General features: G+C 72.2%; 30 protein-coding genes. 17 read left to right on the forward strand and 13 right to left on the reverse strand.

Translation table 11 applies throughout. From position 1 onward, the window contains the following. The first annotated feature begins 218 nt into the window (after nt 1–218). The 9 genes from OG2516_RS16335 to OG2516_RS16375 all read left to right on the forward strand — a co-directional run bounded on the left by OG2516_RS16335 (nt 219) and on the right by OG2516_RS16375 (nt 7,506). Complete coding sequence (locus OG2516_RS16335; protein WP_156799410.1) at nt 219–515, forward strand: hypothetical protein; 297 nt, start codon at nt 219–221, stop codon at nt 513–515. 89 nt (nt 516–604) lie between these two features. After that, on the forward strand, nt 605–1,597 hold the full coding sequence (locus OG2516_RS16340; RefSeq protein WP_007256736.1) for a TraB/GumN family protein: 993 nt from the start codon (nt 605–607) through the stop codon (nt 1,595–1,597). A gap of 114 nt (nt 1,598–1,711) precedes the next feature. Then, on the forward strand, nt 1,712–2,125 hold the full coding sequence (locus OG2516_RS16345; protein WP_007256737.1) for an Hsp20 family protein: 414 nt from the start codon (nt 1,712–1,714) through the stop codon (nt 2,123–2,125). Between the two features lie 3 nt (nt 2,126–2,128). Next, complete coding sequence (locus OG2516_RS16350; protein ID WP_007256738.1) at nt 2,129–2,353, forward strand: DUF1150 family protein; 225 nt, start codon at nt 2,129–2,131, stop codon at nt 2,351–2,353. Nucleotides 2,354–2,410: 57 nt separating this feature from the next. Next, a complete protein-coding gene (locus OG2516_RS16355) occupies nt 2,411–3,460 on the forward strand; it encodes a succinylglutamate desuccinylase/aspartoacylase family protein (RefSeq protein ID WP_007256739.1) in 1,050 nt (349 codons plus the stop codon). Between the two features lie 89 nt (nt 3,461–3,549). After that, entirely contained in the window at nt 3,550–4,929 is a 1,380-nt protein-coding gene (locus tag OG2516_RS16360; RefSeq protein ID WP_007256740.1) for a DUF1800 domain-containing protein, read from the forward strand. Between the two features lie 2 nt (nt 4,930–4,931). After that, nucleotides 4,932–6,095, forward strand: coding sequence for a DUF1501 domain-containing protein (locus OG2516_RS16365; protein WP_007256741.1), 1,164 nt, complete (start codon nt 4,932–4,934; stop codon nt 6,093–6,095). Between the two features lie 14 nt (nt 6,096–6,109). Continuing rightward, entirely contained in the window at nt 6,110–6,904 is a 795-nt protein-coding gene (locus OG2516_RS16370; protein ID WP_342626099.1) for an NAD-dependent epimerase/dehydratase family protein, read from the forward strand. After that, nucleotides 6,901–7,506, forward strand: coding sequence for a sugar transferase (locus OG2516_RS16375; RefSeq protein WP_007256743.1), 606 nt, complete (start codon nt 6,901–6,903; stop codon nt 7,504–7,506). The genes OG2516_RS16370 and OG2516_RS16375 overlap by 4 nt, the downstream gene beginning before the upstream one ends. Before the next feature lies 1 nt (nt 7,507). Here the strand turns inward: OG2516_RS16375 and OG2516_RS20060 are convergent, their stop codons facing one another. Together OG2516_RS20060 and OG2516_RS16380 are read right to left on the reverse strand one after the other, a co-directional pair. Beyond that, a complete protein-coding gene (locus OG2516_RS20060; protein WP_007256744.1) occupies nt 7,508–7,684 on the reverse strand; it encodes a hypothetical protein in 177 nt (58 codons plus the stop codon). A gap of 105 nt (nt 7,685–7,789) precedes the next feature. After that, nucleotides 7,790–8,503 carry a response regulator gene (locus OG2516_RS16380; RefSeq protein WP_040616156.1) on the reverse strand — a complete coding sequence of 238 codons (714 nt, stop codon included), beginning with the start codon at nt 8,501–8,503 and terminating at the stop codon, nt 7,790–7,792. A gap of 157 nt (nt 8,504–8,660) precedes the next feature. Between OG2516_RS16380 and mce the strand changes: the two genes are divergently transcribed. Both mce and OG2516_RS16390 read left to right on the forward strand, forming a co-directional pair. Then, nucleotides 8,661–9,059, forward strand: coding sequence for a methylmalonyl-CoA epimerase (gene mce, locus OG2516_RS16385; protein ID WP_007256746.1), 399 nt, complete (start codon nt 8,661–8,663; stop codon nt 9,057–9,059). A 1-nt stretch (nt 9,060) separates the two neighbouring features. After that, complete coding sequence (locus tag OG2516_RS16390; RefSeq protein ID WP_007256747.1) at nt 9,061–9,348, forward strand: DUF1467 family protein; 288 nt, start codon at nt 9,061–9,063, stop codon at nt 9,346–9,348. On the opposite strand, the gene OG2516_RS16395 is transcribed toward OG2516_RS16390, so the two are convergent. From OG2516_RS16395 to OG2516_RS19135, 5 genes are all read right to left on the reverse strand, one after another. Continuing rightward, on the reverse strand, nt 9,335–10,024 hold the full coding sequence (locus OG2516_RS16395; RefSeq protein WP_007256748.1) for an EI24 domain-containing protein: 690 nt from the start codon (nt 10,022–10,024) through the stop codon (nt 9,335–9,337). The genes OG2516_RS16390 and OG2516_RS16395 overlap by 14 nt on opposite strands. After that, entirely contained in the window at nt 10,021–10,599 is a 579-nt protein-coding gene (locus OG2516_RS16400; RefSeq protein ID WP_007256749.1) for a nitroreductase family protein, read from the reverse strand. The genes OG2516_RS16395 and OG2516_RS16400 overlap by 4 nt, the downstream gene beginning before the upstream one ends. Nucleotides 10,600–10,658: 59 nt before the next feature. Further along, nucleotides 10,659–11,765, reverse strand: a complete 1,107-nt coding sequence (locus tag OG2516_RS16405; RefSeq protein WP_007256750.1) for a class II histone deacetylase — start codon at nt 11,763–11,765, stop codon at nt 10,659–10,661. A gap of 62 nt (nt 11,766–11,827) precedes the next feature. Beyond that, nucleotides 11,828–12,067, reverse strand: a complete 240-nt coding sequence (locus OG2516_RS16410; RefSeq protein ID WP_007256751.1) for a hypothetical protein — start codon at nt 12,065–12,067, stop codon at nt 11,828–11,830. Nucleotides 12,068–12,145: 78 nt separating this feature from the next. Next, nucleotides 12,146–13,042: a dienelactone hydrolase family protein gene (locus OG2516_RS19135; RefSeq protein WP_245544339.1), complete on the reverse strand. Its 897-nt coding sequence runs from the start codon at nt 13,040–13,042 to the stop codon at nt 12,146–12,148. Between the two features lie 160 nt (nt 13,043–13,202). Between OG2516_RS19135 and OG2516_RS16420 the strand changes: the two genes are divergently transcribed. After that, on the forward strand, nt 13,203–13,952 hold the full coding sequence (locus OG2516_RS16420) for a M48 family metalloprotease (protein ID WP_007256753.1): 750 nt from the start codon (nt 13,203–13,205) through the stop codon (nt 13,950–13,952). On the opposite strand, the gene trhA is transcribed toward OG2516_RS16420, so the two are convergent. Further along, a complete protein-coding gene (gene trhA / locus OG2516_RS16425; protein ID WP_007256754.1) occupies nt 13,949–14,605 on the reverse strand; it encodes a PAQR family membrane homeostasis protein TrhA in 657 nt (218 codons plus the stop codon). The genes OG2516_RS16420 and trhA overlap by 4 nt on opposite strands. Nucleotides 14,606–14,754: 149 nt before the next feature. Here trhA and OG2516_RS16430 point away from each other — a divergent pair, with 149 nt between their 5' ends. After that, nucleotides 14,755–15,285: a tetratricopeptide repeat protein gene (locus OG2516_RS16430; protein WP_007256755.1), complete on the forward strand. Its 531-nt coding sequence runs from the start codon at nt 14,755–14,757 to the stop codon at nt 15,283–15,285. Nucleotides 15,286–15,289: 4 nt separating this feature from the next. Here the strand turns inward: OG2516_RS16430 and rimO are convergent, their stop codons facing one another. Further along, entirely contained in the window at nt 15,290–16,663 is a 1,374-nt protein-coding gene (gene rimO, locus OG2516_RS16435) for a 30S ribosomal protein S12 methylthiotransferase RimO (RefSeq protein ID WP_007256756.1), read from the reverse strand. 164 nt (nt 16,664–16,827) lie between these two features. On the opposite strand from rimO, the gene OG2516_RS16440 reads away from it, so the two are divergent. The 3 genes from OG2516_RS16440 to OG2516_RS16450 all read left to right on the forward strand — a co-directional run bounded on the left by OG2516_RS16440 (nt 16,828) and on the right by OG2516_RS16450 (nt 19,679). Continuing rightward, nucleotides 16,828–18,000 carry a mechanosensitive ion channel family protein gene (locus OG2516_RS16440; protein WP_007256757.1) on the forward strand — a complete coding sequence of 391 codons (1,173 nt, stop codon included), beginning with the start codon at nt 16,828–16,830 and terminating at the stop codon, nt 17,998–18,000. Nucleotide 18,001: 1 nt separating this feature from the next. Then, nucleotides 18,002–19,105, forward strand: coding sequence for a fumarylacetoacetate hydrolase family protein (locus OG2516_RS16445; protein WP_007256758.1), 1,104 nt, complete (start codon nt 18,002–18,004; stop codon nt 19,103–19,105). Between the two features lie 91 nt (nt 19,106–19,196). After that, nucleotides 19,197–19,679 carry a lytic transglycosylase domain-containing protein gene (locus OG2516_RS16450; protein ID WP_007256759.1) on the forward strand — a complete coding sequence of 161 codons (483 nt, stop codon included), beginning with the start codon at nt 19,197–19,199 and terminating at the stop codon, nt 19,677–19,679. 70 nt (nt 19,680–19,749) lie between these two features. Here the strand turns inward: OG2516_RS16450 and OG2516_RS16455 are convergent, their stop codons facing one another. Then, nucleotides 19,750–20,349 carry a GcrA family cell cycle regulator gene (locus tag OG2516_RS16455; protein ID WP_007256760.1) on the reverse strand — a complete coding sequence of 200 codons (600 nt, stop codon included), beginning with the start codon at nt 20,347–20,349 and terminating at the stop codon, nt 19,750–19,752. A 152-nt stretch (nt 20,350–20,501) separates the two neighbouring features. Here OG2516_RS16455 and OG2516_RS16460 point away from each other — a divergent pair, with 152 nt between their 5' ends. Further along, nucleotides 20,502–21,308 carry an ABC transporter permease gene (locus OG2516_RS16460; RefSeq protein WP_156799411.1) on the forward strand — a complete coding sequence of 269 codons (807 nt, stop codon included), beginning with the start codon at nt 20,502–20,504 and terminating at the stop codon, nt 21,306–21,308. 7 nt (nt 21,309–21,315) lie between these two features. Here the strand turns inward: OG2516_RS16460 and OG2516_RS16465 are convergent, their stop codons facing one another. The 3 genes from OG2516_RS16465 to OG2516_RS19140 all read right to left on the reverse strand — a co-directional run bounded on the left by OG2516_RS16465 (nt 21,316) and on the right by OG2516_RS19140 (nt 23,750). Further along, a complete protein-coding gene (locus tag OG2516_RS16465) occupies nt 21,316–22,125 on the reverse strand; it encodes an ABC transporter permease (RefSeq protein ID WP_007256762.1) in 810 nt (269 codons plus the stop codon). Continuing rightward, nucleotides 22,122–23,069: a daunorubicin resistance protein DrrA family ABC transporter ATP-binding protein gene (locus tag OG2516_RS16470; protein WP_007256763.1), complete on the reverse strand. Its 948-nt coding sequence runs from the start codon at nt 23,067–23,069 to the stop codon at nt 22,122–22,124. The genes OG2516_RS16465 and OG2516_RS16470 overlap by 4 nt, the downstream gene beginning before the upstream one ends. A 63-nt stretch (nt 23,070–23,132) precedes the next feature. Then, nucleotides 23,133–23,750: a histidine phosphatase family protein gene (locus OG2516_RS19140; protein WP_007256764.1), complete on the reverse strand. Its 618-nt coding sequence runs from the start codon at nt 23,748–23,750 to the stop codon at nt 23,133–23,135. Nucleotides 23,751–23,771: the final 21 nt, after the last annotated feature.

The raw sequence follows: 23,771 nt of genomic DNA on the forward strand, positions 1-23,771 counted from the left end.
CCCCTTGCGTGGCACTTCGGCCACGGCCGGCCGCCGCGGCGTCACCTTTTGGCTTGCCCGACTCGCGGTGCCGGGCGTATTAGGCCCGCACCTGTTATGCAAACAGGGAGGTACGCTTATGCTCAGGACAAATTCCACGGCGGCTTAGACCCGCCCCAGCTCAAGCGGCCGCCGGTTCCGGCGGCGTCTCCCTGTATCCAAGACATCTCAGGTGCCCCATGCATCCGCCATTCTTCATCGCCCCGCCGCGGGCGATTCCTCACGATCCCCGACCGCGTCCGGCCCGGATGGTGCCGCTGCGCGCCTCCGCGGTGCCGCTCGCGTTCGAGCCGGTCCGATTGCCGCCGCTGCTCGAGCGGGCGGAGCTGCAATTCCGGCCGGTGACGCTCGCCGACATCGCCGCGCGGCCGCTCGACGCGCCGCGGCCCCGCGCCCGGCACGGGCTGCGGTACCGGATCGGCCGCGTGCTGATCCGGGCCGGCGAGCTGCTCGCCGAGCCGCCCCGCCCGGCGTGACGGGGCGGGGCGGCGGCCGGGAGCCATTGAGCCGGCCCCGGCCGGCGGCTAGGCTGCCGGCGTCGTCCGTTCGCCGCTTCGGAGCCCTCATGATCCGCGCGCTCGCCCTCACCGTCGGCCTGCTGCTGCCCGGCCTCGCCGTGGCGGCGTGCGGCGGGCCGAGCTTGCTCGACGACCTCACCGCCGCCGAGTCCGCCACGCTCGCGGAGGCGGTCGCCGAGACGCCCTACGGCACCGGCCTGCTCTGGCGCGCGACACGCGACGGGCGCGAGGTGACGCTGCTCGGCACCATGCATATCCACGACCCGCGCCACGCGGCGCTGCTCGAGCAGGTCCGCCCGCTGATCGCGGCGGCCGACGAGGTGCTGCTCGAGGTCACGCCGCGCGAGGAGGCGGCGATGCAGGCCGCGATCCGCGACGAGCCCGAGCGGATCATCATCACCGAGGGCCCGACGCTGCCCGAGCTGGTCGACGCCGCGACGTGGGAGGTGCTCTCGGAGGCCGCCGCCGCCCGGCAGGTGCCGCCGTTCATGGCCGCGAAGTTCCAGCCCTGGTACCTGAGCCTCACCCTCGGCGTGCCGCCCTGCGCCATGCCCGACCTCGCCGCCGGGCTGCGCGGGCTCGACCACCTGGTGATGCGCGAAGCCGAGGCGCAAGGCGTGCCGCTGCGCGCGCTCGAGCCGTGGGATACGCTGTTCACCCTGTTCGACGCGGGCACGATGGACGAGCAGATCGCGCTGCTCATCTACGCCGCCGGCCCGCCCGAGCTGCAGACCAGCACGTTCGTCGGGATGCTGGACGGCTATTTCGACGGCCGCATCGCCGAGGTGTGGGAGCTGTCGCGCATCGCCACCTATCGCACCCCCGGCCTCGACCGGGCGACCGCTGACGCGCTGATCGCCCTGACCGAGGAGCGGCTGCTCGAGCAGCGCAACCGGGCGTGGCTGCCGGTGATCGAGGCCGCCGGACCGGGGCCGGTGCTCGTCGCCGTCGGCGCGGCCCACCTGCCCGGCGAGAGCGGCCTGCTGACGCTGCTCGCGGAGGCGGGCTGGCGCATCGAGCGGCTGCCGCTGACGCGCTGAGGCGCTCGCGCCATCCTCTTGCAGAGCCCGCGAACGCGCCCCATATTTCGGTCAGAGGCGGTCGCCGCATTCGGGGCCGCCAAGGACAGTCGCTTTGACGAAGGACATGTCGCGATGACGAAACTCACGCTCGGATCCCATCCGTTCCTGCTCGGCTTCGAACAGCTCGAAAGACTGGTCGAACGCACCGCGAAGTCAGGCAACGAAGGCTACCCTCCCTACAATATCGAACAGACCTCCGAGACCTCCTACCGGATCACGCTTGCCGTGGCCGGGTTCTCCGAGGCCGACCTCTCGATCACCGTGGAGGACAGCCAACTCGTGGTCCGGGGCCGGCAGACGGACGACGGCGAAGGCCGCCTGTTCCTGCACCGGGGGATCGCCGCCCGCCAGTTCCAGCGCAGCTTCGTGCTGGCCGAGGGCGTCGACGTGGGTGAGGCGATGCTGGAGAACGGGCTTCTCCACGTCGATCTGAACCGCCACGTCCCGGAAAGTGTTGTCCAGACAATCGAAATCCGGAGGAAGTGAGCGATGAACACCAAGATCGATTTCAGCCACCTCGGAGACAGGGTGGTCTACGTCAAGCCGGTCGCGGTCGCCGACCTGCCGCAGGAAGTGCAGGCGCAGGCCGAGGGCCTCGATGAACTGTTCGCCGTGCACAACGCCGACGGTGTGCAGCTCGCGCTGGTGGCCGACCGGCGGATGGCGTTCCTGCTGGCGCGCCAGCACGACATGTCGCCGATGACCGTGCACTGACCCACGTCGCCCGGGGCGCGCACCCGGGCGATCCGCGTGACCCGCCCGAGGACCGACTTGGCCGCCAGCAAACGCCCCCCGTTCCGCATCGGCGGTGCCTCGGTCGACCCGGGACGCCGGCAGATCGTCGACCTGCCGGTCGCCGTGATGTCGGACCACACGCCGGTGAACCTTTCGCTCGAGGTGATCCACGGCAGGCAGGACGGCCCCGTCGCCTTCATCAGCGCCGCCGTCCACGGCGACGAGGTGATCGGTGTCGAGATCGCGCGGCGGGTGCTGCGCTCGCCGCTGCTGTCGAGCCTGCGGGGCACGCTGCTGGTGGTGCCGATCGTCAACTCCTTCGGTTTCCTCAGCCGCTCGCGCTACCTTCCCGACCGCCGCGACCTCAACCGCTCCTTCCCCGGACACGCGGCGGGCTCGCTCGCGTCGCGGCTCGCGCACCTGTTCCTCAGCGAGATCGTGCTGCGCTGCGAGCTCGGGATCGACCTGCACTCCGCCGCGATCCACCGCACCAACCTCCCCCAGATCCGCATCACCCCCGGCGACGAGTACCTCAAGGACCTCGCCCGTGCCTTCGGCGCGCCGGTGGTGCTGAGCTCCCCCGTGCGCGCCGGCAGCCTGCGCGGCGAGGCGCAGGCGCGTGGCGTCGAGATGCTGCTCTACGAGGCGGGCGAGGGGCTGCGCTTCGACGAGGTGGCGGTCCGCAGCGGCGTGGCGGGGATCCTGCGGGTGCTGCACCACAAGGGGATGCTGCCCGCCCGCGGCATCACCCGCCCCAAGGCGGCGACGCTGATGTCGACCGAGACGATGTGGCTGCGCGCCCCGCGCGGCGGCCTGCTGCGCACCTTCCGCGGCGACGGCGAGATCGTCGCCGAGGGCGACGTCATGGCCGTGGTGAGCGATCCGTTCGGCGAGACCGAGGAGGAGATCGTCGCGCCCTTCGCCGGGCTGATCGTCGGGCGCGCGGTGATGCCCGTGGTCAACGAGGGTGACGCGATCTTCCACCTCGCGCAGGTCGCCCGGCCCGAAATCGCGGGCGCGGCGCTCGAGGACATGGCGGGCCACCTGTCGCGCGACCCGCTGTTCGACGAAGACGAGATCATCTGACGGGCACGATCCCGCCGCTCCGCGAGATTTGACCTCCGCGGGCGTCGCGGCCCCTGTAGGGTCCGGCGCGAACGAGAAAGGAATCAGACGTGGCCTTCGATCCGATCCTCGCCGAGATCCGTTTCGGCGCCGGCCTGTCGCCGCACCACGCACCGCCTGCCTCGGTCGACGCGATGATGGCGCAGCTGACCGGCCCCGACACCGCCGCCCGCCGCTTCCCCATTCCCTCGATCGAGACGCTCGACCCCAGCCCGTTCGAAGTCCGCCGCTCCAACATGGCGCCCAAGGACCTGCCCGAGGGCCCCGAGCGCGATGCGGCCGAGGAACTGAAGCGGGAGAACCGTCGCCGCGTCCGCGAACTGGTACAGGAGCATTTCGCCGCCACCGTGCAGCGCGCCCTCGGCAGCGAGGACGGCTTCCGGGAGCGGCTGACGCTGTTCTGGGCCGACCATTTCACCGTGCGCGGCGAGACGGCAGTGATGCGCCACGCGGTCTCGCCCTTCGTCGAGGACGTGGTGCGGGCCAACCTCGCGGGCACCTTCGCCGACATGCTCTACGCCGCCGCGACGCACCCGGTCATGCTGCGCTACCTCGACCAGCACTCCTCCGTCGGGCCGAATTCGCGCGACGGCCAGCGCCGGGGCGGCGGGATCAACGAGAACCTGGCGCGTGAAATTCTCGAATTGCACACGCTCGGCGTCGGCGGCCCCTACGACCAGACCGACGTGCGCCAGCTCGCCGAGCTGCTCACCGGCCTGACCGCGCCCTACCGCAACGGCTTCACCTTCCGCGAACGCGCCGCCGAGCCGGGCTCGGAGACGGTGCTCGGCGTGTCCTACGGCGGCGCGGACGCTTCGCTCTCCGACATCCGCGCCGCGCTCTCCGATCTCGCGGTGCACCCCGCCACCGCCCGCCACATGGCGACCAAGCTCGCCACCCACTTCGTCGCCGACACGCCCGACCCGGACCTCGTCGCGGCGATGGAGCAGACGTGGCTGGAATCGGGAGGCCGGCTGCCGGTGGTGTACGAGGCGATGCTGCGCCACCCGGCGGCGTGGGCGCCCGAGCGGCGCAAGGTGCGCCAGCCGATCGGCTACGTCATCGCGTCGCTGCGTGCCCTCGGCGTGACGCCCGAGCAATTCGCCGCCGCCGGTATCGTCCGCATCCGCCAGCGGCTGATCAACCCGCTCGCCGACATGGGACAGCCCTGGCAGACGCCCACCGGCCCCGACGGCTGGCCCGAGGCCGCCGACGCGTGGGTGACGCCGCAATTCATGGCCGCCCGGATCAACTTCGCCATGACGATGCCGCGCCATTTCGTCGATCCGCTGCCCGACCCGCGGGCCTTCGTGTTCGACGCGCTCGGCCCCGAACCGCCGCCCGACGTCGTCTTCGCCGCCAACGCGGCGGAAACCGTGTTCGAAGGCGTGGGGCTGGTCCTGGCCTCCGCGGCCTTCCAGAGGAGATGAGCATGGACCGCAGGAAATTCCTCATCGGCGGCGGCCTGCTCGGCTGCTCCGCGGCGGCGAGCCCGCTGATCACCCCGGTCGCCTTCGCCAGCGCGCCCTGGGATGCGCGCCTCGTCGTGATCGTGCTGCGCGGCGCGATGGACGGGCTCGACGTGGTGCGCCCGGTGGGCGACCGCCACTTCGCCGAGCTGCGCCCCTCGCTCGCCGACGAGCGCGGTATCCCGCTCGACAGCTTCTACGCCATGCATCCCCGGCTCGAGCCGCTCGCGCCGATGTGGGACGCCGGGGAGCTGGCCTTTGTCCACGCCGTCTCGACCCCCTACCGCGACAAGCGCAGCCACTTCGACGGGCAGGACCTGCTCGAGGCCGGGATGCCAGACCTCGAGAGCGGCGTGCGCGACGGCTGGCTCAACCGGCTGATGCAGGTGGTGCCGGGGGTCGAGGCCGAGACGGCCTACTCGATCGGGCGCGAGCGGATGCTGATCCTGCGCGGCGCGGCCCGCACCTCGAGCTGGGCGCCCGACACGCGGCTCGAGCTGTCGCCGGCGACGGAGCAGCTGCTCGAGCACCTCTACCACGACGACGTGCTGTTCCGTGACGCGAGCGCCGATGCCATCGCCATCGCCGCCGACGTGGCCGAGAGCGACGAGATGGGCGACGGCGTAGGCAACGGGCGCAACGTCGACCTCGCGCGCTTCGCGGCGCAGCGGCTGGCCGGCGAGACGCGCATCGCGTCCTTCTCGCTCGGCGGCTGGGACACCCATAACCGCCAGCAGCGCAGCATCCGGCGCGCGCTGCGCGACCTCTCGGACTGCCTGCTGACGCTGAAGCAGGATCTCGGCGACGTCTGGGGCAAGACGGCCGTGGTCTGCATGACCGAGTTCGGCCGCACCGCGCGCGAGAACGGCTCGCGCGGGACCGACCACGGCACCGGCGGCGCGATGATCATGGCCGGCGGCGCGATCCGCGGCGGGCGGGTTTACGGCGACTGGCCGGGCCTGGCCGACCGCGACCTCTACGCCGGGCGCGACCTGATGCCGACGCGCGACGTGCGCGCCTATGCCGGCTGGCTGATGCGCGACCTGTTCGGCGTGGCGGGCTCGGCGGTCGAGCAGGCGATCTTCCCCGGCGTCGAGCTGGGTGGCGATCCGAGGTTGTTGCTCTGAGCGCCCGCTGGCTTCTGCTCGGAGCGACCGGCCGCGTCGGCGGGATGCTCGCGCGCCACTGGGCGCAGGCCCCGCCCGAGGGCGCGACGGTGGTGCCGCAATCGCGCCGGCCGCTCGGCGGCCATCTGGTCTGGGACCCGCTGGGGGACGCGCCGCCGCCTGCCGCCGACGTGGTCATCGCCTTCGCGGGCACGACACCGGGGCGGGGCGATCCGGGGCTCAACATCGACCTCGGCACGGCGGCGGTGCGCGCGGCACGCGAGGCCGGCGCGCGCCGGCTGCTGCTGGCCTCGTCGTCGGCGGTCTACGGGGCGGGGCGGGGCTTCACCGAGGAATCGGTCTGCCGCCCGGTCAACGAATACGGCGCGGCGAAGCTGGCGATGGAGCTGGCCGTCGCCGGGGCGGAGGTCGAGACCTGCTGCCTGCGCATCGGCAACGTCGCCTGGGCCGACGCGCTGCTCGGACGGATCGGGGGCGACGAGACGTTCCTCGACCGCTTCGCCGACGGCGGAGGGCCGGTGCGCTCCTACATCGGGCCGCGCACGCTGGCGCGGGTGCTCGAGACGCTGGCCCGCCCCGCGACGCCGCTGCCTGCCGTGCTCAACGTCGCCGCGCCCGAGCCCGTGGCGATGGCCGACCTGCTCGACGCCGCCGGCGCACGCTGGCGCTGGCGCGACGCGCCCGAGGCGGCGACGCAGGAGGTGACGCTCGATTGCGCGCGGCTGTCGGTGCTGCACCGCTTCGCCTCCGACGCGGCCGCGCCGCAGGTCTTGATCGCGGAAGGGGATGGCGTCAAAGGGAGCGCATGACGCTGTCCAAACGCCTGTTCGACGTGGTGCTCGCCCTGCTGCTCGGCCTCCTGCTGCTGCCGGTGATCGCCCTCATCGCGCTGATCGTCCTGCTGCGCGACGGCGCGCCCGTCTTCTACATCTCCGAGCGGATGCGCGCGTTCGACGAGGGGTTCGGACTGGTGAAGTTCCGCACCATGACCGTCGCCGAGGCCGACAGCGGCGTCTCGGGCGGCGACAAGGCGGCGCGGATCACGCCGACGGGGCGGGTGCTGCGCCGGACCCGGCTCGACGAGCTGCCGCAGCTGTGGAACGTGCTGGTGGGCGACATCTCGTTCGTCGGTCCGCGCCCGCCGCTGCGGCAATACGTGGAGCGGTTTCCCGAGGTCTATCGCGAGGTGCTGAAGGCGCGGCCAGGGATCACCGGGCTGGCGACGATCGTCTATCACGGCCACGAGGAGCGGCTGCTCGCGCGGTGCCGGACACTGGAGGAGACGGACGCCGTCTACACCCGTGCCTGCGTGCCGCGGAAGGCGCGGCTGGACCTGATCTACCGCGACAACCGCTCGCTCTGCATGGACCTCGCGCTGATGTGGCGGACGGCGGCCCGGCGGCGGGGCTGAGTCAGGCGCCGGCCTCGGTCATGATCGCCGCGTCGTTGTCGGCGAAGGTGCGCGAGGCGGGCAGGGTGGCGCCGAGGATCGCGGTGGCGAGCATCACGACTCCGGCCGCGAGCACGATCCAGTCGACCAGCGGGTCACCGTTTTCGTCGTCCCAGAACCGTTCGATCAGCTTGGCCATGTCCGTCGTCCTCTCCGCGTGTCCGCGCTCATGTGTCGGCTCCAGGAATGGCGGCGGAATGCGGCCGGATTGGGCCGATCGGGCGGAGCTTTTCGGTCAATCCCGTCACGGGGCCGGTGCGTCGGCGAGGCGGTCGTGCACCAGCGTTGCGAGGCGGCTGCGCGCGAGGCCGCGCCCCGCGCCGCCGGCTTCGGCGCGCACCAGGTCGGCGGCGGCGTCCTGCAGGGGCAGGTCGCCCGAGCTCTGCGCCAGCCCGGCCACGAAGCGCGCCGCGTAGGCGACCTCGTCGGCGTCGCCAGCATCGAGCACCGGCGAGATCGCGAGCAGGTCGTCGCGCAGGGCCAGCGGATCGGGATCGACGATCTCGCCGCTGAGCGGGCGCGGGCCGGGCGGCTGGCGGCCGGGGGGCATCTTCGACAGGATCGCCGCCTGGAACGCGGCCAGCGCCGCGACCGGCTTGTGCAGGAAGCCGTCGGCCCCCGCCGCCATCGCCGCCGCCTCGAGCGTCGGATCGCCGCTGGTGGCGAGCAGCACGTCGATTGCCGGGGCGGCGCGGGCCATCTCGTCGATCAGCTCAAGGCCCGAGCCGTCGGGCAGGCCGAGGTCGACGATCAGCACCGTCGGGCGGTAGACCCGCAAGTGGCGGCGGGCATTGGCGAGGCTGTCGGCGCGGCGGATGCGGGCGCCGGAGCGCAGGCTGAGCAGTCGCAGCGCCTCGCAGGCGTAGCGGCTGTCCTCGACCACGAGGATCGTCGCGCCGAGCAGCGGGCGGGCGCGCGTGGGCGGGCGGGTCATCAGGAAGTCTTCGAGCGTGTCCATCATCGGTCTCCAAAGACAGGGCATCTGCCCGAGAGTGTCGCCGACGCCGGTGAACACGCCGTTAACGCCCCGCGACTCCTGCGCGCGCCCCGTCCGCGCGCCATTGCCGGGGCGGCGCGGCGGGACCATAAGAGCGCGCACCAAGCCGGAGAGCCCGATGATCGGCCGCCTCAACCATGTCGCCCTCGCCGTCCCCGACCTCGACGCCGCCGCCGCGCAGTACCGCGACGCGCTGGGCGCCGATGTCGGCGCGCCGCAGGAGCTGCCCGAGCACGGCGTGCGCGTCGTGTTCATTACCCTGCCCAACACCAAGATCGAGCTGCTGCATCCGCTCGGGGACGACTCGCCCATCAGTGGCTTCCTCGCCAAGAACCCGGCGGGCGGTATGCACCATGTCTGCTACGAGGTGGACGACATCGCCGCCGCCCGCGACCGTCTCGTCGCCGCCGGCGCGCGGGCGCTGGGCGACGTGAAGATCGGCGCGCACGGCAAGCCCGTGCTGTTTCTGCACCCGAAGGATTTCGCCGGGTGCCTGATCGAACTCGAGGAGGCCTGAGATGGGTATCGTGTCCGGGATCGTGCTGTTCATCGTCGTGTGGGTGCTGGTCTTCTTCGTCGTGCTGCCCCTGCGGCTCGAGACGCAGGGCGACAGCGGCGACGTCGTGCCCGGCACGCACAGGTCCGCCCCGGCGGACTTCCGGCTCGGTCGCAAGGCGCTGCTGGCGACCTACTTCGCGGTGCCGATCTTCGCGGTGCTCGCGACGATCATCGTCACCGGCGCCATCGGCGTGCGCGACTTCGACTGGTTCGGCAACATGACGTCGGCGCCGCTCAGCGCCGACTGACCCGGTGGTAGAGGTGCGTAAACGTCGCCGCGCCGAGGATCGGCACGAGCAGGTTCACCAGCGGGACCGTCAGCGGTAGCGCCATCAGCAGCCCCGCCAGCCAGACCTGCCCGACGTTCTTGCGATAGAGCGCCCGCGCCCCCTTGCGGCCCTCGCGCCGCATGGCGGCGATCTGGAAGTACTCGCGCCCGAGCAGGTAGCCGTTGAGCCCGTAGAAGATCAGCGGCGCGGCGAACGGGAACAGGATGTAGGCGAAGATCGCGAGGAAGTTGGCGCCGACGATCACCCCGAGGAAGTTGACCGTGTCACGCGCGGCGTCGCCGAAGCCGGTGCGCGGGACCGGGGGCAGGTGGGGATAATGGCGGTCCTCCACGGCCTGCGCCACGTCGTCGAGGAAGAGCGACGTGATCGCCGAAGCCACCGGCACCATCAGCACCACCGACAAGAGCAGCATCAGCAGGATCGAGCCGAAGTGGAAGAAGTCGCCCACCCAGGTGACATAGCCCACCAGCGGCAGCTCGAGCCCGTCGGGGGAGACCGAGTCGAGGAACCACAAAAGCAGTCCGTAGACCAGCACCAGCAGCGCCAGCGTCAGCCCGATGCCGAGCAGCAGGACCCGCCGGAAGCGCCTGTCGGACATCTGTCCGAGGGCGCGGGCGAAGTCGGCGAAGATCATGCGTCGAGCCAGGTGGTGATCGCGGCGAGGTCGGGGCGCGGGCGGTCGGGCGGCGCGGCTTTCTCGGTGCCGATGTGGATGAACCCGGCAACCCGCTCGTGCGGCGCGAGGCCAAGGGACTGCTCGACGAAGGCGCGGTCGTGCGAGGGCCAGCCCGAGAGCCAGTTCGCCCCCCAGCCCGCCGCGAGCGCCGCGTTGAGCAGCGCCAGGCAGACGGCCCCGGCGGAGAGCAGCTGCTCGATCTCGGGGACCTTCTCCGACGCCACCGGTGCGGACACGACGGCGATGGCGAGGTCGGCGTCGGCGAACTGGGCCTGCGCCTTGGCGATCTTTTCGTCGTCCTGCCCGAGCGCCGCGCCGCGCGCGGGCACGGCCTCGGCGAGGCGCTGCAGCGCGGGGCGGGTCAGCACGATGAAGCGCCACGGCTCGAGCTTGCCGTGGTCGGGGCTGCGCGCGGCGGCGGTGAGGAGCCGCTCGATCTCCTCCCGCTCCGGCACCGGGCCGGTGAGGGTCTTGGCCGGGCGCGAGCGGCGGGTGAGCAGGAAGTCGAGGGCGGCGTCGTTGGGCTTGGGCATCGCGGGCTCCGTCGTCTCAGAGGGTCGCCGAGCGGCTTAGCCGCCGCCCGGCGCGAAGGCTAGGGGGCCAGCGCGGCGGCCATCTCGTCGATCAGCCCGGCGGCGAAGGCGTCGAAGCGGGCCGAGGGCTGGCGCGCGGCGTAGGCGTCGGCGAAGGGATCGGGCGCGCGCACCGCGCTGTCCGACAGCTCCTCGAGCACCGCGTGGCCGCAGAACGGGACGTAGACCTCCGAGTAGCCGCCCTCGTGGACCATCAGCAGCCGCCCGTCGCAGACTTCCCCGGCCAACGTGCGGGTGGCGCGGGTCATCCGGCGGTAGGTGTCGGCGGTGCACATCATCCGGCTCAGCGGATCGATCAGCGCGGCATCGTAGCCGCAGGCGACGACGATGACCTCGGGGCGGAAGGCGCGGATCGCCGGCAGGGCCAGCCGCTCGAGCGCCGCGAGCCAGGTGACGTGGCCGGCGCCGGGGGGCAGGGGGATGTTGAGGTTGGCGCCGGCGCCGGCCCCGGTGCCGCGATCCTCGAAGCCGCCGGTGTCGAGCGGGTAGTTGCGCTCCTGGTGCAGCGAGACGGTGAGCGTGTCGGGATCGTCGTAGTAGATCGCCTCGGTCCCGTTGCCGTGGTGGACGTCCCAGTCGAGCACCGCCGCCCGCGTCAGCCGCCCCTCGGCGCGCGCCGTCTCGAGCGCGACGGCGATGTTGTTGACGAGGCAGAAGCCGTTGGGAAAGTCGCGGGTGCAATGGTGCCCCGGCGGGCGCGACAGGGCGTAGGCGTTGGCGTGCTCGCCGGTCAGCACCGCCCGCAGCGCGCCGGTGGCGAGGCCGGCGGACAAGGCGGCGATCTCGAAGCCGTCGACGCCGAACGGGGCACGCAGCCCGATCTCGCCGCCCCCGGCCTCGGCCATCGCGCGGAAGCGCTCGAGGTAGCCGGTGTCGTGCACCCGCGCGAGCGCGTCCCACGTGGCGGGCGGCGCGGTGGCCTGCACGAGATCGCGGGAGAGGCCGGTGACGTCGGCGAGGTTCTTCAGCCGCCGCTTGCCCTCGGGGTTCTCCGGCAGGCCCCCGGCGGCCAGAGGCTGCACCAGCCCGCCCACCGGCGCGTTGCCCGCGTAATTGCCGCCGGAGTGCCAGAAGCAGCGCTCCGCCCAGTAGAACCCCGTGCTCATCGACCGTCTCCCACTCGCCACGCCGGCACCCTCTCAGGCCACGGGCGCGGGCTCAAGTGGCCTCACTCCCCGACGCGGCGCAGTCGGTAGACGCCCTCGGGCAGGTTCAGCGCGGCGCGCAGGTCGCGCAGCTGGGCCATCGACAGGGTGATGGTGACGTCGCGGTCGAGGCGGGCATCGAACTGGGTGACGGTGACGCACTCCTCGAACGCCTGCACGATCACGTCCTCGCCGAGCGGCGCGTCGCCCTCGTCGACCAGGGTGACCACGGTGGCGTCGAAATCGTGCTCGATGGTGAACATGGGGCCGCCTCCCTTCGGGATGTCGTTGTCTGCCCGCCCATCGTGCCCGCCGCGCCGGCCGGCGTCGAGGGCGGGCGCTCACATCGCCTGCAGCCGGGCGAGCAGGAGGTCGTTCGTCTTCTTCGTCGTCTCGCGGTCGCGCAGGATGTGGTAGCCGCGCGGGTCGGCGTGGCGCAGGATCACCGCGCGCCGGCTCCAGCGGCCCCGCATCTTCATGCGCCCGCGCTCGTCGTGGATGCCGTAGTCGCGGTCGAGCCGCAGGTGCAGGTAGCGCAGGTTGGCCGGCACCCAGCGGCGCGTCTCGTCGGTGCCGTCCCACTGGTGGTAGATGCCGTCGTAGCGGATCACCTCGACGTCCGACCCGCCGCGCCGCAGGTCGTCGCCGATCGCCTCGGCGCGGGCGATGTCGACGTTGCGGTCGAGCCCGCCGAGCAGGATCGTCACCGGCGCCCCGGGAGTGGCCGGATCGTTGAGCCGGGGGATCGAGCAGCCGTAGTAGCTGACGTGGCAGGCGAAGCGCGGGCCGTGCGCCCCGAGATAGGCGCGGGCGAGCTGCTCGTAGGCAGCGAGCTGGGTGATCATGCCGCCGTAGGAGAAGCCGATGATGCCGATCCGGCCGGCATCCACGTCGTCGCGCGCGGCGAGCGCGGCGAGCGCGGTGAAGGCATCACCCAGCATCATCGCCTCGGTCACCTTCATCGCCCGGACGAAGTCGCCGTTGTCGCCGTAGCCCCGCGTGCCGAAGCTGTCGACCACGAGCACCGCGTAGCCCGCCTCCGCCAGCATCCGCCCGTAGTCGCGCTCGCGCTTGTCCTGCAGCCCGCCCAGCCCCTCGGAGACCACGACGCCCGGATGCGGCCCCGGCCCCTCGGGCAGGTAGAGCTCGGCCTCCACCGCGATCTTCGGCGGCGGCGTCTCGCCGAGCATGTCGTGGATCATGACGGGGTCCGGCCCGTCGAGGGTGATCTTCTGCATCACGCGCATAAAGGTCCTTCCGAAGCTGCTGCTCCGATCTAGCGCGGCTGCCGGCGGTTTCATCCTCGGGCGCGGTTTGCGCAATCGTGAGGTGCCGGCGGCTGGCGGCGCTGTGCGGTCGTGGTAGGTCTGGGCAACCCTGCCCACCCGGAGCCCGTCGATGCCGATCCGCCCCTTGGCCGCCGCCCTGTTCCTCGCCGCGCTGCTCGGTGCCTGCGCCGCACCGCCCGCGCCGCCGCCCGCTGCGGAGACCCCCGCCGCCGGCGGCTCGCGGGTGCCGCTGGTGGGCGACGCCATCGACGCGCGCACCGCGGCGCGCAACTTCATCGCCGTGGTGGACGCCGTCGAGCCGGTGGCTGAGCGCGAGTGCAGCCGGCGCACGCGGGGGATGAACTGCGACTTCCTCATCGTCGTCGACGACCGCCCCGGCCAGCCGCCGAACGCCTTCCAGACCGTCGACGAGAGCGGCCGCCCCGTCATCGCCTTCACGCTGTCGCTGATCGCCGAGGCGCGCAACCGCGACGAGATCGCCTTCGTCCTTGCCCACGAGACGGCGCACCACATCGAGGGCCACCTCGACCGCCAGCGCGCCAACGCCACCGCCGGGGCCGTCGTCTTCGGCCAGCTCGCCGGGGTGCTCGGGGCGGTCAATGCCGACGACATCCGCGCCGCGCAGGAGATTGGGGCCGTCGTGGGGGCGCGCTCCTACTCGAAGGCGTTCGAACTGGAGGCCGACAAGCTCGGCACGATCATCACCGCCCGGGCCGGCTACGACCCGATCCTGGGCGCCGACTTCTTCTTCCGCATCCCCGACCCGGACGGCCGCTTCCTCAGCACCCACCCGCCGAACCGCGACCGCTACGAGCAGGTCATCACCACCGCCGCCGAACTCGGCATCGCCCCGTCCTAGCCGACGACGGCGACGCCCCAGGTGATGGCGGCGAAAAAGCAGGCCGAGGCGGCGAGCACGAAGCCGTGCCAGATGGCGTTCTGGAAGCGCAGGCTCTTGCGGCTGTAGAAGATCGTGCCGACGGTGTAGAGCAGCCCGCCCGCCAGGATCAGCGCCATGCCGCCCGGCGGCATCCGCTCGGCGAGCGGCCACATCAGCGCCACGCTCAGCCACGCGAGCACGAGGTAGAGCAGCGTGCCCATGTGCCCCGGCCGGCGCCAGAAGAACAGCTTGGCCACGGCGCCGACCATCGCCAGCGCCCACACCACGCCCAGCAGCACCCAGCCGAAGGCGGAGCCGATCATCGCCACGAGCGGCGTGTAGGTGCCCGCGATCTTGATGTAGATCGCCGCGTGGTCGATGCGCCGCAGGGTCGGGCGCGCGCCCTCCCAGGGCGTCATGTGGTAGAGCCCCGACGCGACGAAGGTGGCGATCAGCGCCAGCGCGTAGACGATCGCCGCGGCGGTGATGACCCACGGCTTCGCCCCGGCGGCCAGCACGACGAGCAGCACGGCCCCGGTGATCGCGAAGCCGACGCCGACGAGGTGCATCAGCCCGTCCGCCACTCGCTCCGCGCGGGTGAAGGTTGGGTAGGTATCGGGCGCGTCGCTCATGCGGGGAAGTCTGCCGTGGGATTGTGAAGAAGGCGCAACATGGCACCATCTGGCCAACCGTCCGCGGCGCGCCAAGGTTCCGGCACGACACCGTGATCCCGCCGTCGCGTCAGCCCTGCTAGACTGGTCGGGAAAGCCCCGGAGGTCCCATGCGTCTCACCGTCTTCGCCACCCTCGCCATCCTTCCCGCCGCCGCTCTCGCGGTGACCGACACCGACACGCCGCCCGCTCCAAGCGAGACGACGCAGGTGTGCGAGGAAGGCCTCGTCTGGGACCGCGCCACCGAGACCTGCCTGCCGCCCGAGCAGAGCACCAACGACGACAGCGCCCGCCTCGAGGACGCCCGCGAACTCGCCTACGCCGAGCGCTACGCCGAGGCGCTGACGGTGCTGGAGACGGTGCAGGACCGGGAGGCGCCGCGGGTGCTGACGTACCTCGGCTTCGCCACCCGCAAGAGCGGCGACGTCGAGGCCGGCATGGCCTACTACGACGCCGCGCTCGCCGCCGATCCCGACCTGCACCTCGCCCGCGCCTACCGCGGCATGGCGCTGATCGAGGCCGGCGACACCGCCGCCGCGCGCCGCGAGCTGACGGAGATCCGCGCCCGTGGCGGCGCCGGAGGCTGGCCCGAGCGCGCGCTCGCCGAGGCGCTCTATACCGGCGTCACGACGCGCTACTGAAGCCTCAGGCGGGCAGGCGGCCCCAGAGGTCGTACTCGCCCGCCTCGTCGACCTCGACGGTGACGATGTCGCCGACCGCCAGCCCCTCGGTGCCTTCGTCGATGAACAGGTTGCCGTCGATCTCCGGGGCGTCGGCCTTGGTGCGGCAGGTGGCGATGCCGTCGGCGTCGATGTCGTCGACGATGACGTCCTGCCGCGTGCCCACCTTCGCGGCGAGCTTGGCCTCGGAGATCGCCTGCGCCTTGGCCATGAACCGCTCCCAGCGCTCCTGCTTGACCTCCTCGGGCACGTGGCCCGGCAGGTCGTTCGAACGCGCGCCGGCGACGTTCTCGTACTGGAAGCAGCCGACCCGGTCGAGTTGCGCCGCGTCCATCCAGTCGAGCAGGTACTGGAACTCCGCCTCTGTCTCGCCCGGATAGCCCACGATGAAGGTGGAGCGCAGGGTGATGTCGGGGCAGATCTCGCGCCACGCGGCGATCTCGGCCAGCGTCTCGGTCTGGGCGCTGGGCCGCGCCATGCGCTTGAGCGTGTCGGGGTGGGCGTGCTGGAAGGGGATGTCGAGGTAGGGCAGCACCAGACCCTCGGCCATCAGCGGGATCAGGTTGCGCACGCGCGGGTAGGGATAGACGTAGTGCAGCCGCACCCACGCGCCGAGCTGGCCGAGGTCGCGCGCGAGGTCGTCGATGTGGGCGCGATGGCCGCGCTCCTCGGCGAAGCGGATGTCGGCGCCGTAGGCGGAGGTGTCCTGACTGATGACGAGCAGTTCACGTACGCCGTTCGCCACCAGCTTCTCGGCCTCGCGCACGATGGCGTGCGCCGGGCGCGAGACGAGGCGGCCGCGCATGTCGGGGATGATGCAGAACTTGCAGCGGTGATTGCAGCCCTCGGAGATCTTCAGGTAGCTGAAATGGCGCGGCGTGAGGCTCACCCCGCTGGCGGGCAGCAGGTCGATGAAGGGGTCGGGGCTCGGCGGCACGGCGGCGTGGACCGCGTCGAGCACCTGCTCGTACTGGTGCGGCCCGGTCACCGCGAGCACCCTGGGGTGCGCGCCGGTGATGTACTCGGGCTCCGCGCCGAGGCAGCCGGTGACGATTACCCGGCCGTTCTCGGTGAGCGCCTCACCGATGGCGTCGAGGCTCTCGGCCTTGGCGCTGTCGAGGAAGCCGCAGGTGTTGACGATGACCGCGTCGGCCCCGCCGTAATCGGGCGAGATCGCGTAGCCCTCGGCGCGCAGCCGGGTCAGGATGCGCTCGCTGTCGACCAGCGCCTTGGGGCAGCCGAGCGAGACCATGCCGATGGTCGGCTGGCCGGGGCGCGGGGCGTCGAGGCGCATCTTCGGCGCGAGGTCGGGGCGGAGATCGGGCGGGTTGAGGCTCATGGGCGGGCTATAGAGCGAGTCCCCGGTCCGGAAAAGCCACTCCCGGCGGCGTCGGCGTCGCACCTCTCATCTCTGTCCTGGAAATATCCCCGCCGGAGGCATCCGCCCCCGCCACCCGCGCCCCCCGCCCGGAACTTGCTGCCGCGTTGCAACATTCCCCCGTCATGCGCGACCTGCTGACCTCCGTCGACCACGCCATCCCCACGGCGCTGCACCCGTGGATCCTGCTCGCCGCCGCGCTGGCGCTGGCGCTGCTGGCGCACCGGCTCGCGTGGCGCCTGGTGCTGCGCCTCACCGGGCAGGGCCGCTCGCTCGCCGCGCGTGTCCTGTTCCGCGCCCGCCGGCCGGCGCGGCTGGGGTTCGTGGTGGTGGCGCTGCCCGGCCTCGCCGGTGCGGCGACGTTCCCGCTGGGCTGGACCGCGGTGCTGGTGCGGATCGCGGTGGCGCTGCTGATCGTGGTGCTCGGCTGGGTGGCGCTGATCGCCATCGACGTCATCGCCGACCGCCAGTCGGCCCGGCTGCGCCTCGACGCCGAGGACAACCTCGCGGCGCGCAAGCAGGTGACGCAGATCCGCGTCCTGCAGCGGGTCTCCAAGGTCGTGGCCTTCCTGCTGACCGCCGGCATCGTGCTCTCCACCTTCGAGTCGGTGCGCCAGTACGGCGTCAGCCTGTTCGCCTCCGCCGGCGCCGCGGGGCTCGTCCTCGGCTTCGCGGCGCGGCCGGTGCTCGCCAACCTGATCGCCGGCATCCAGATCGCCCTGACCCAGCCGATCCGGCTCGACGACGTGGTGATCGTCGAGAACGAGTGGGGCTGGATCGAGGAGATCGCCTCGACCTACGTCGTCGTGCGCCTGTGGGACCTGCGCCGGCTGGTCGTCCCGCTCAGCCACTTCATCGAGAAGCCGTTCCAGAACTGGACCCGCGAGAGCGCGTCGATCATCGGCACCGTGTTCTGGCACCTCGACTACACCGCCCCCGTCGGCGCGATGCGCGAGAAGCTGAAGGCGCTTGCACAAGAGTGCCCGCTATGGGACGGCAAGGTCGTGAACCTGCAGGTGACCGAGGCCGGATCGGAGACGATCGAGGTGCGGGCGCTGGTCTCGGCGCGCAATTCGCCCGCCGCGTGGGATCTGCGCTGCGAGGTGCGCGAGGGGATGCTGGAGTGGCTGCAGGAGGCGCACCCCGGCGCCCTGCCACGCACCCGCGGCGAGCTCACGATCGACCAGCGGCGCGAGCCGCCGTCGCCCGGCGGCGGCGGGCTGCGGCCCGGGGCCGACGGTTCGGGCGTGCCGCGCGAGGCCTGGCCGGTGCAGGGAGTGGACCGAGGAGGAGAGTGAGATGACGATACTGGACGGGCTGTCGGCGGACGGTCTCTACACGGGGCGCGGCGACGGGCCCGACGGGCCGGTGCTGCTGCGCTACCATCGCGGCACCCTGAGCGACGTCACCTGCCGCGAGGTGCCGACGATGCGCGACCTGCTCGAGCGCGAGGACGCCGCCGAGTGGCTCGCCGCCGCCGAGGGCCGCGAGATCGACGTGCCCGACAGCCTGCTCGCGCCCTGCGACCTGCAGGCGGTGAAGGCCTGCGGCGTGACCTTCGCCCGCTCCATGCTCGAGCGCGTCATCGAGGAACGCGCGGCGGGCGACCCGGCGAAGGCGGAGGCAATTCGCGCCCGCGTCGGCGACCTCGTCGGCGGCCGGCTGCGCGACCTGGTGCCGGGCTCGGAGGCGGCGGCGGAGGTCAAGGCGGCGCTGCAGGCCGAGGGGCTGTGGTCGCAGTATCTCGAGGTCGGCATCGGCCCCGACGCCGAGGTCTTCTCCAAGTGCCCCCCCATGGCCGCCGTCGGAACCGGCGCCGACATCGGGCTGCACCCGATCTCCACCTGGAACAACCCCGAGCCCGAGATCGTCCTCGCGGTTGCCAGCGACGGCACGATCAAGGGCGCGGCGCTCGGCAACGACGTCAACCTGCGCGACGTCGAGGGCCGCTCGGCGCTGCTGCTCGGCAAGGCCAAGGACAACAACGCCTCCGCCGCCATCGGCCCGATGATCCGCCTGTTCGACGACGGCTACACGCTCGACGACGTGCGCCGCGCCGAGGTCCGGCTGCGGGTCGAGGGGCCGGAGGGCTACGTGCTCGAGGGCAGGTCGAGCATGTCCGAGATCAGCCGCGACCCGGCCGACCTCGTCGCCCAGGCGCTCGGGCCGCACCACCAGTACCCGGACGGGATGATGCTCTACTGCGGCACCCTGTTCGCGCCGGTCGAGGACCGCGACGTGCCGGGGCAGGGCTTTACCCATAAGATCGGCGACATGGTGACGATCGAGGCCGAGGGTCTGGGCCGGCTGGTCAACCGGGTGCGGCTGTCGACGGAGTGCGCGCCCTGGACGTTCGGCGCCGCCGCGCTGATGCGCAACCTCGCCGGGCGCGGCCTGCTCTGAGCTGCGGCGGCGGGCGGATCTCCGCCGCCCGCCGCACCGGGACGTGCGGGGCCGCTAGGCGGCCGCGTCCTTTGCCGCTAGCCCTTGGCTCATGCGCATCCTCTTCCTCTGCCTGCTCGTCCTGCTGTCCGCCTGCTCCCGCTCGAGCGAGCGGGCGGCGGCTCCTGCCACCGCCTCGCTGTACCCGGGCGAGACGCCGGAGCTGAGACAGATGATCAACCGCTTCGCCGATCACTACCAGGTGCCGCGCTCGCTGGTGCACCGGGTGATCCAGCGCGAGAGCGACTACCGCCCCGGCGCGCGCAACGGGCCATACTACGGTCTGATGCAGATCCTGCCCGAGACCGCCCGCACCATGGGCCACGACGGCCCCCCCGCCGCGCTGCTCGATCCGGCGACCAATCTCACCTACGCGGTGAAGTACCTGCGCGGGGCCTGGCTGGTGGCGGACGGGGACGAGGCGGAGGCCGTGGGCTGGTACGCGCGCGGCTACTACTACGAAGCCCGGGACCGCTGCCTGCTCGTCGCCACCGGTCTGCGCAACCGGGAAGTGGCGCGGCACTGCCGCCGGTGATCGCATGTCGGCCGGGCTTCGGCCCGGCTTACCGTTTACATTCTGCGCGAGTGCCGGGCTGAAGCCCGGCCTACCGGCGGCGGTCGCGGCGCGACGACATCGGCTGGAAGGCGACGCCGACATGGGCCTCGCAATAGGGCTTGCCCTGCTGGACCGGCAGGCCGCAGAACCAGAAGTCCGGCGTCGCCGGGTCGCCGATGGGCCATTTGCAGGTCCGCTCGGTGAGCTCCATGAGGCTGATCCGCTTGGCCGACTTCTCGACCTCGTTGACCTTGGCGAGCGCCTCGGGGCTGATCTCGTTGGCCGACGGCTGCGGCGGCAGCGGCTGGCCGGCGGGGATGATCGCCCGGCGGGCGGCGCTGACCGGGGGCGGCGCGGGCTCGGCGGGCTCCTCGGTCTCGGCTTCGGGCTCCTCGGCTGGAGCCGGCTTCGCCGGAGCGGCTGCGGCGGCCGGGCGCGGCGGGGCGGAGGGCGCGGCCGGGGCGGGCTGCGCCGGAGCGGCGGCGGCCGCCGGGCCGGGGCCGGTGCGGTTCGACAGGCCGAGCCGGTGCACCTTGCCGATCACGGCGTTGCGGGTGACGCCGCCGAGTTCCTTGGCGATCTGGCTCGCGGACTGGCCCTCGCTCCACATCTTCTTCAAGAGCTCGACACGCTCGTCGGTCCAGGACATCTTCGATCCTTCGGATTGGGTCGCCCGGGGCGCGCGTACATCAGGGCTGCCCGCGCGGGCTTGATTAAACGATCAGTCCTCTATTCTAAGCAGCCTCGCGCCGGATACAAGCGCCGACGCGTGAGGCAACAGGACGGGAGCACGATCGGACCATGAGCGACAGCACAGCGGAAATGGGCGTCCGCCGCTTCGGGCGGATCAACTGGCTCGGCACCTGGACCCTGCTCAGGCGGGAGGTGATGCGGTTCATGAACGTCTGGAGCCAGACGATCATGGCGCCGCTGATCAACGCGGGCCTGCTGCTGCTGATCTTCACCATCGCCATCGGCCCGCAGCGCGGCGAGGTGATGGGGGTGCCGTTCACCGTGTTCATCGCGCCCGGGATCATGACGATGACGGTGATCCAGAACGCCTTCGCCAACACCTCCTCCTCGATCACTTCGGCCAAGGTGCAGGGCAACATCGTCGATACCCTCATGCCGCCGCTCTCGGCCGCCGAGATCGCCTTCGGCTACGTCGCCGGCGCGGTGGCGCGCGGCCTGCTGGTGGCGGTGGTGATCGGGCTGGGGGTCTGGCTGTTCCTCGGCATCGTGCCGGTGAACCTTGGCTGGGTGCTGGTCTTCACCCTGCTCGGCGGCGCGTTCATGGGGGCGCTCGGGCTGATCGCGGGGATCTACGCGCAGAAGTTCGACCAGCTCGCGGCGATCACCAACTTCCTCGTCACCCCGCTCGCCTTCCTGTCGGGCACCTTCTACTCGATCGAGGCGCTGCCGGGCTTCATGCAGGCGCTGAGCCACCTCAACCCGATGTTCTACATGATCGACGGGGTGCGGCGCGGGATGATCGGCGTGTCCGACAGCTCGCCGTGGCTCGGCCTCGTCGTCTGCGCCATCGCCGCCGTGGGGGTCAACCTGCTGGTCTGGTGGTGGCTGCGGCGCGGCTACCGGCTTAAGGCCTGAGCCGCGCCTACTGCTTGCGCCGGTAGAGCCAGAGGGTCAGCGGCGCGAGCAGCAAGGTCAGCAGCACCGGCGCGATCAGTGCCCGGCCGATCTCGGCCGCCGTGGCGGTGCCGGCCATCAGCCCGCGCAGGGCGGTGGTCATCAGGCTCACCGGGTTGACCTCGACGATGGATTGCAGCCAGCCGGGCATGGTCGCCGGGTCGACCATGATGTTGGAGGCGAAGGTCACCGGGAACAGCACGGTGAAGCCCAGCGTCATCACCGTCATCGGCGTGCGCACGAGCAGGCCCAGCACGATGAAGATCCACCCCCAGCCGAAGCCGATCGCGAACAGCAGCAGGAACGAGCCCACCACGCCCGGCAGCCCGGCCTCGGGGCGATAGCCGAGGATCAGGCCGATGGCGAGGATGATTGCCCCGGCGATGAGGTGGCGCAGGATGTCGCCCACCATCAGCCCCGCGAAGGGTGCGAGCGACCAGATCGGCAGGGTGCGGAAGCGGTCGAACAGGCCTTTCGACAGGTCCGTCGAGAGGCCCATGCCGGAGTAGACCGTGTTGAACACCACCGTCTGCACCAGGATCCCGGGGATGAACCATTGCAGGTAGCCGGTGGGGCTCCCGGCCAGCGCACCGCCGAAGATGAAGGTGAACAGCAGCGTGAACATGATCGGCGTCATGACCAAATCGAACAGCTGTTCGGGCACGTGGCGGAACTTGAGGATCGCGCGCCAGCCGAAGACCAGCGCGTTGGACAGCGCCGAGGGCGGCTGCGGGCGCGCGACGTGGGCGAGCGAGATGGTGCGGACCGGGTCGCTCATGCGGCGGCCTCCTCTTCCTCGAGCGGTTTGCCGGTGAGGGCGAAGAACACCTCGTCGAGGCTGGGCGAGCCGAGCGAGAACTCCGCCACCTCGATCCCCGCCGCCTCGAGCGCGGCGAGCCGGGCGCGGGCCTCGGCGGCGCCGGTGACGGGCAGCGAGATGCGGCCGCCCTCGGCGCTGTACTGCGCGCCCTCGCCGAGCACCGCGAGCGCGGCCTCGGCCTCGCCCGCCGCCGCCGGCACCACCTGCAGCACCCCCGAGCCGGTCTGCGCCTTCAGCTCGCGGCTGGTGCCCTCGGCGATCTTGCGGCCGTGGTCGATCACCGCGATGCGGTCGGCGAGCTGGTCGGCCTCCTCGAGGTACTGGGTCGTCAGCAGGATCGTCACGCCCGACGCGGCGAGGCCCCGGATCAGCCGCCAGACCCCGGCGCGGGCGTTGGGGTCGAGGCCGGTGGTCGGCTCGTCGAGGAACAAGAGCTCCGGCGTCACGATCAGCGAGGCGGCGATGTCGAGCCGCCGCCGCATGCCGCCCGAGTAGTCCTTCACCTGCCGCGTCGCCGCATCGGCGAGGTCGAAATCCGCCAGCAGCGCCCGCGCCCGCTCGCGCGCCTGGCGCCGGCCGAAGCCCCAGAGCCGGGCCAGCATGATCAGGTTCTCGCGGCCCGTCAGGTCCTCGTCGAGCGAGGCGAACTGGCCGGTCATCGCGATCTTGCCGCGGACCGCCTCCGCCTCGCGGGCGAGGTCGTGGCCGACCACGGTCGCGCTGCCGTCCGTCGGCGGCAGCAGCGTCGCCAGCATCCGCAGCAGCGTCGTCTTGCCAGCCCCGTTCGGCCCGAGCACCGCGAAGATCTGCCCCCGCGCGACCGCCAGGTCGATCCCGGCGACGGCCTTCACCTTGCCGAAGTGGCGCTGAAGGCCACGGACGTCGATCGCGAGGTCTGTCATGTCGTGGGTCTCCGGGGGAATCGGGTGTAGAATGACGTACCACGTACGGGAGGGAAAGGTGGCCTAGACGGTCGCGATCACCGCATCGTTCCAACGGGTCGCCCGGATCGTGCCGCCCTCGACGGTGACGGCGACGGAGCGGGCGTTGCCGAGGTAGTGGCGCGCGCCGTAGGCGAAGGAGACGTTGTCCACGAGCGCCGGCAGCCCCCAACTCAGCGCGCCGCCATGGGCGACCACGATGATCGTGCCGCCGCTCGCGCCGTGGCGCTCGAGGACCGCGCGGCAGGCGGGCAGGACGCGGGCGTGCAGGGCACGGAGGGTTTCCGAGTAGGGCGCCGTCGGCAGCCGGGCGTCAACGTCGCCGGCGCCCCAACGGGCCAGCAGGTCGCGGACCCCGTCCGCATCGGCGCGGCCGCCCCGGCCGAGGTTCCACTCATCCAGCGCGGCGAGTTCGGTGCGGCGCAGGCCGGTGCGGCGCTCGAGCGGGGCGATGGTGGCGCGGGCGCGGGCGGTGTCGCTGGTGTAGAGCGCGCGCAGGTCGTGGCCCGCGAGGTCGGCGCAGAGGGCCCCGGCCTGGGCGCGGCCACGTTCGGTCAGGGGCGGGTCGGCGGCCGACCCGGCGGCGCCGCCGGCATTGGCGGTGCTCTCGGCGTGGCGCACGAACAGGAACTCGGTCTGCATGCCGGCAGATGAGCACCCGCG

It is taken from the genome of Oceanicola granulosus HTCC2516 (genome assembly GCF_000153305.1).
Classification (GTDB): domain Bacteria; phylum Pseudomonadota; class Alphaproteobacteria; order Rhodobacterales; family Rhodobacteraceae; genus Oceanicola; species Oceanicola granulosus.

Coding starts and splice junctions, on each gene's coding strand:
- OG2516_RS16335 (WP_156799410.1), top strand. CDS start 219: ATGCATCCGCCATTCTTCATCGCCCCGCCGCGGGCGATTCCTCACGAT.
- OG2516_RS16340 (WP_007256736.1), top strand. CDS start 605: ATGATCCGCGCGCTCGCCCTCACCGTCGGCCTGCTGCTGCCCGGCCTC.
- OG2516_RS16345 (WP_007256737.1), top strand. CDS start 1,712: ATGACGAAACTCACGCTCGGATCCCATCCGTTCCTGCTCGGCTTCGAA.
- OG2516_RS16350 (WP_007256738.1), top strand. CDS start 2,129: ATGAACACCAAGATCGATTTCAGCCACCTCGGAGACAGGGTGGTCTAC.
- OG2516_RS16365 (WP_007256741.1), top strand. CDS start 4,932: ATGGACCGCAGGAAATTCCTCATCGGCGGCGGCCTGCTCGGCTGCTCC.
- OG2516_RS16375 (WP_007256743.1), top strand. CDS start 6,901: ATGACGCTGTCCAAACGCCTGTTCGACGTGGTGCTCGCCCTGCTGCTC.
- OG2516_RS20060 (WP_007256744.1), bottom strand. CDS start 7,684: ATGGCCAAGCTGATCGAACGGTTCTGGGACGACGAAAACGGTGACCCG.
- OG2516_RS16380 (WP_040616156.1), bottom strand. CDS start 8,503: ATGGACACGCTCGAAGACTTCCTGATGACCCGCCCGCCCACGCGCGCC.
- mce (WP_007256746.1), top strand. CDS start 8,661: ATGATCGGCCGCCTCAACCATGTCGCCCTCGCCGTCCCCGACCTCGAC.
- OG2516_RS16390 (WP_007256747.1), top strand. CDS start 9,061: ATGGGTATCGTGTCCGGGATCGTGCTGTTCATCGTCGTGTGGGTGCTG.
- OG2516_RS16395 (WP_007256748.1), bottom strand. CDS start 10,024: ATGATCTTCGCCGACTTCGCCCGCGCCCTCGGACAGATGTCCGACAGG.
- OG2516_RS16400 (WP_007256749.1), bottom strand. CDS start 10,599: ATGCCCAAGCCCAACGACGCCGCCCTCGACTTCCTGCTCACCCGCCGC.
- OG2516_RS16405 (WP_007256750.1), bottom strand. CDS start 11,765: ATGAGCACGGGGTTCTACTGGGCGGAGCGCTGCTTCTGGCACTCCGGC.
- OG2516_RS16410 (WP_007256751.1), bottom strand. CDS start 12,067: ATGTTCACCATCGAGCACGATTTCGACGCCACCGTGGTCACCCTGGTC.
- OG2516_RS19135 (WP_245544339.1), bottom strand. CDS start 13,042: ATGCAGAAGATCACCCTCGACGGGCCGGACCCCGTCATGATCCACGAC.
- OG2516_RS16420 (WP_007256753.1), top strand. CDS start 13,203: ATGCCGATCCGCCCCTTGGCCGCCGCCCTGTTCCTCGCCGCGCTGCTC.
- trhA (WP_007256754.1), bottom strand. CDS start 14,605: ATGAGCGACGCGCCCGATACCTACCCAACCTTCACCCGCGCGGAGCGA.
- OG2516_RS16430 (WP_007256755.1), top strand. CDS start 14,755: ATGCGTCTCACCGTCTTCGCCACCCTCGCCATCCTTCCCGCCGCCGCT.
- rimO (WP_007256756.1), bottom strand. CDS start 16,663: ATGAGCCTCAACCCGCCCGATCTCCGCCCCGACCTCGCGCCGAAGATG.
- OG2516_RS16440 (WP_007256757.1), top strand. CDS start 16,828: ATGCGCGACCTGCTGACCTCCGTCGACCACGCCATCCCCACGGCGCTG.
- OG2516_RS16445 (WP_007256758.1), top strand. CDS start 18,002: ATGACGATACTGGACGGGCTGTCGGCGGACGGTCTCTACACGGGGCGC.
- OG2516_RS16450 (WP_007256759.1), top strand. CDS start 19,197: ATGCGCATCCTCTTCCTCTGCCTGCTCGTCCTGCTGTCCGCCTGCTCC.
- OG2516_RS16455 (WP_007256760.1), bottom strand. CDS start 20,349: ATGTCCTGGACCGACGAGCGTGTCGAGCTCTTGAAGAAGATGTGGAGC.
- OG2516_RS16460 (WP_156799411.1), top strand. CDS start 20,502: ATGAGCGACAGCACAGCGGAAATGGGCGTCCGCCGCTTCGGGCGGATC.
- OG2516_RS16465 (WP_007256762.1), bottom strand. CDS start 22,125: ATGAGCGACCCGGTCCGCACCATCTCGCTCGCCCACGTCGCGCGCCCG.
- OG2516_RS16470 (WP_007256763.1), bottom strand. CDS start 23,069: ATGACAGACCTCGCGATCGACGTCCGTGGCCTTCAGCGCCACTTCGGC.
- OG2516_RS19140 (WP_007256764.1), bottom strand. CDS start 23,750: ATGCAGACCGAGTTCCTGTTCGTGCGCCACGCCGAGAGCACCGCCAAT.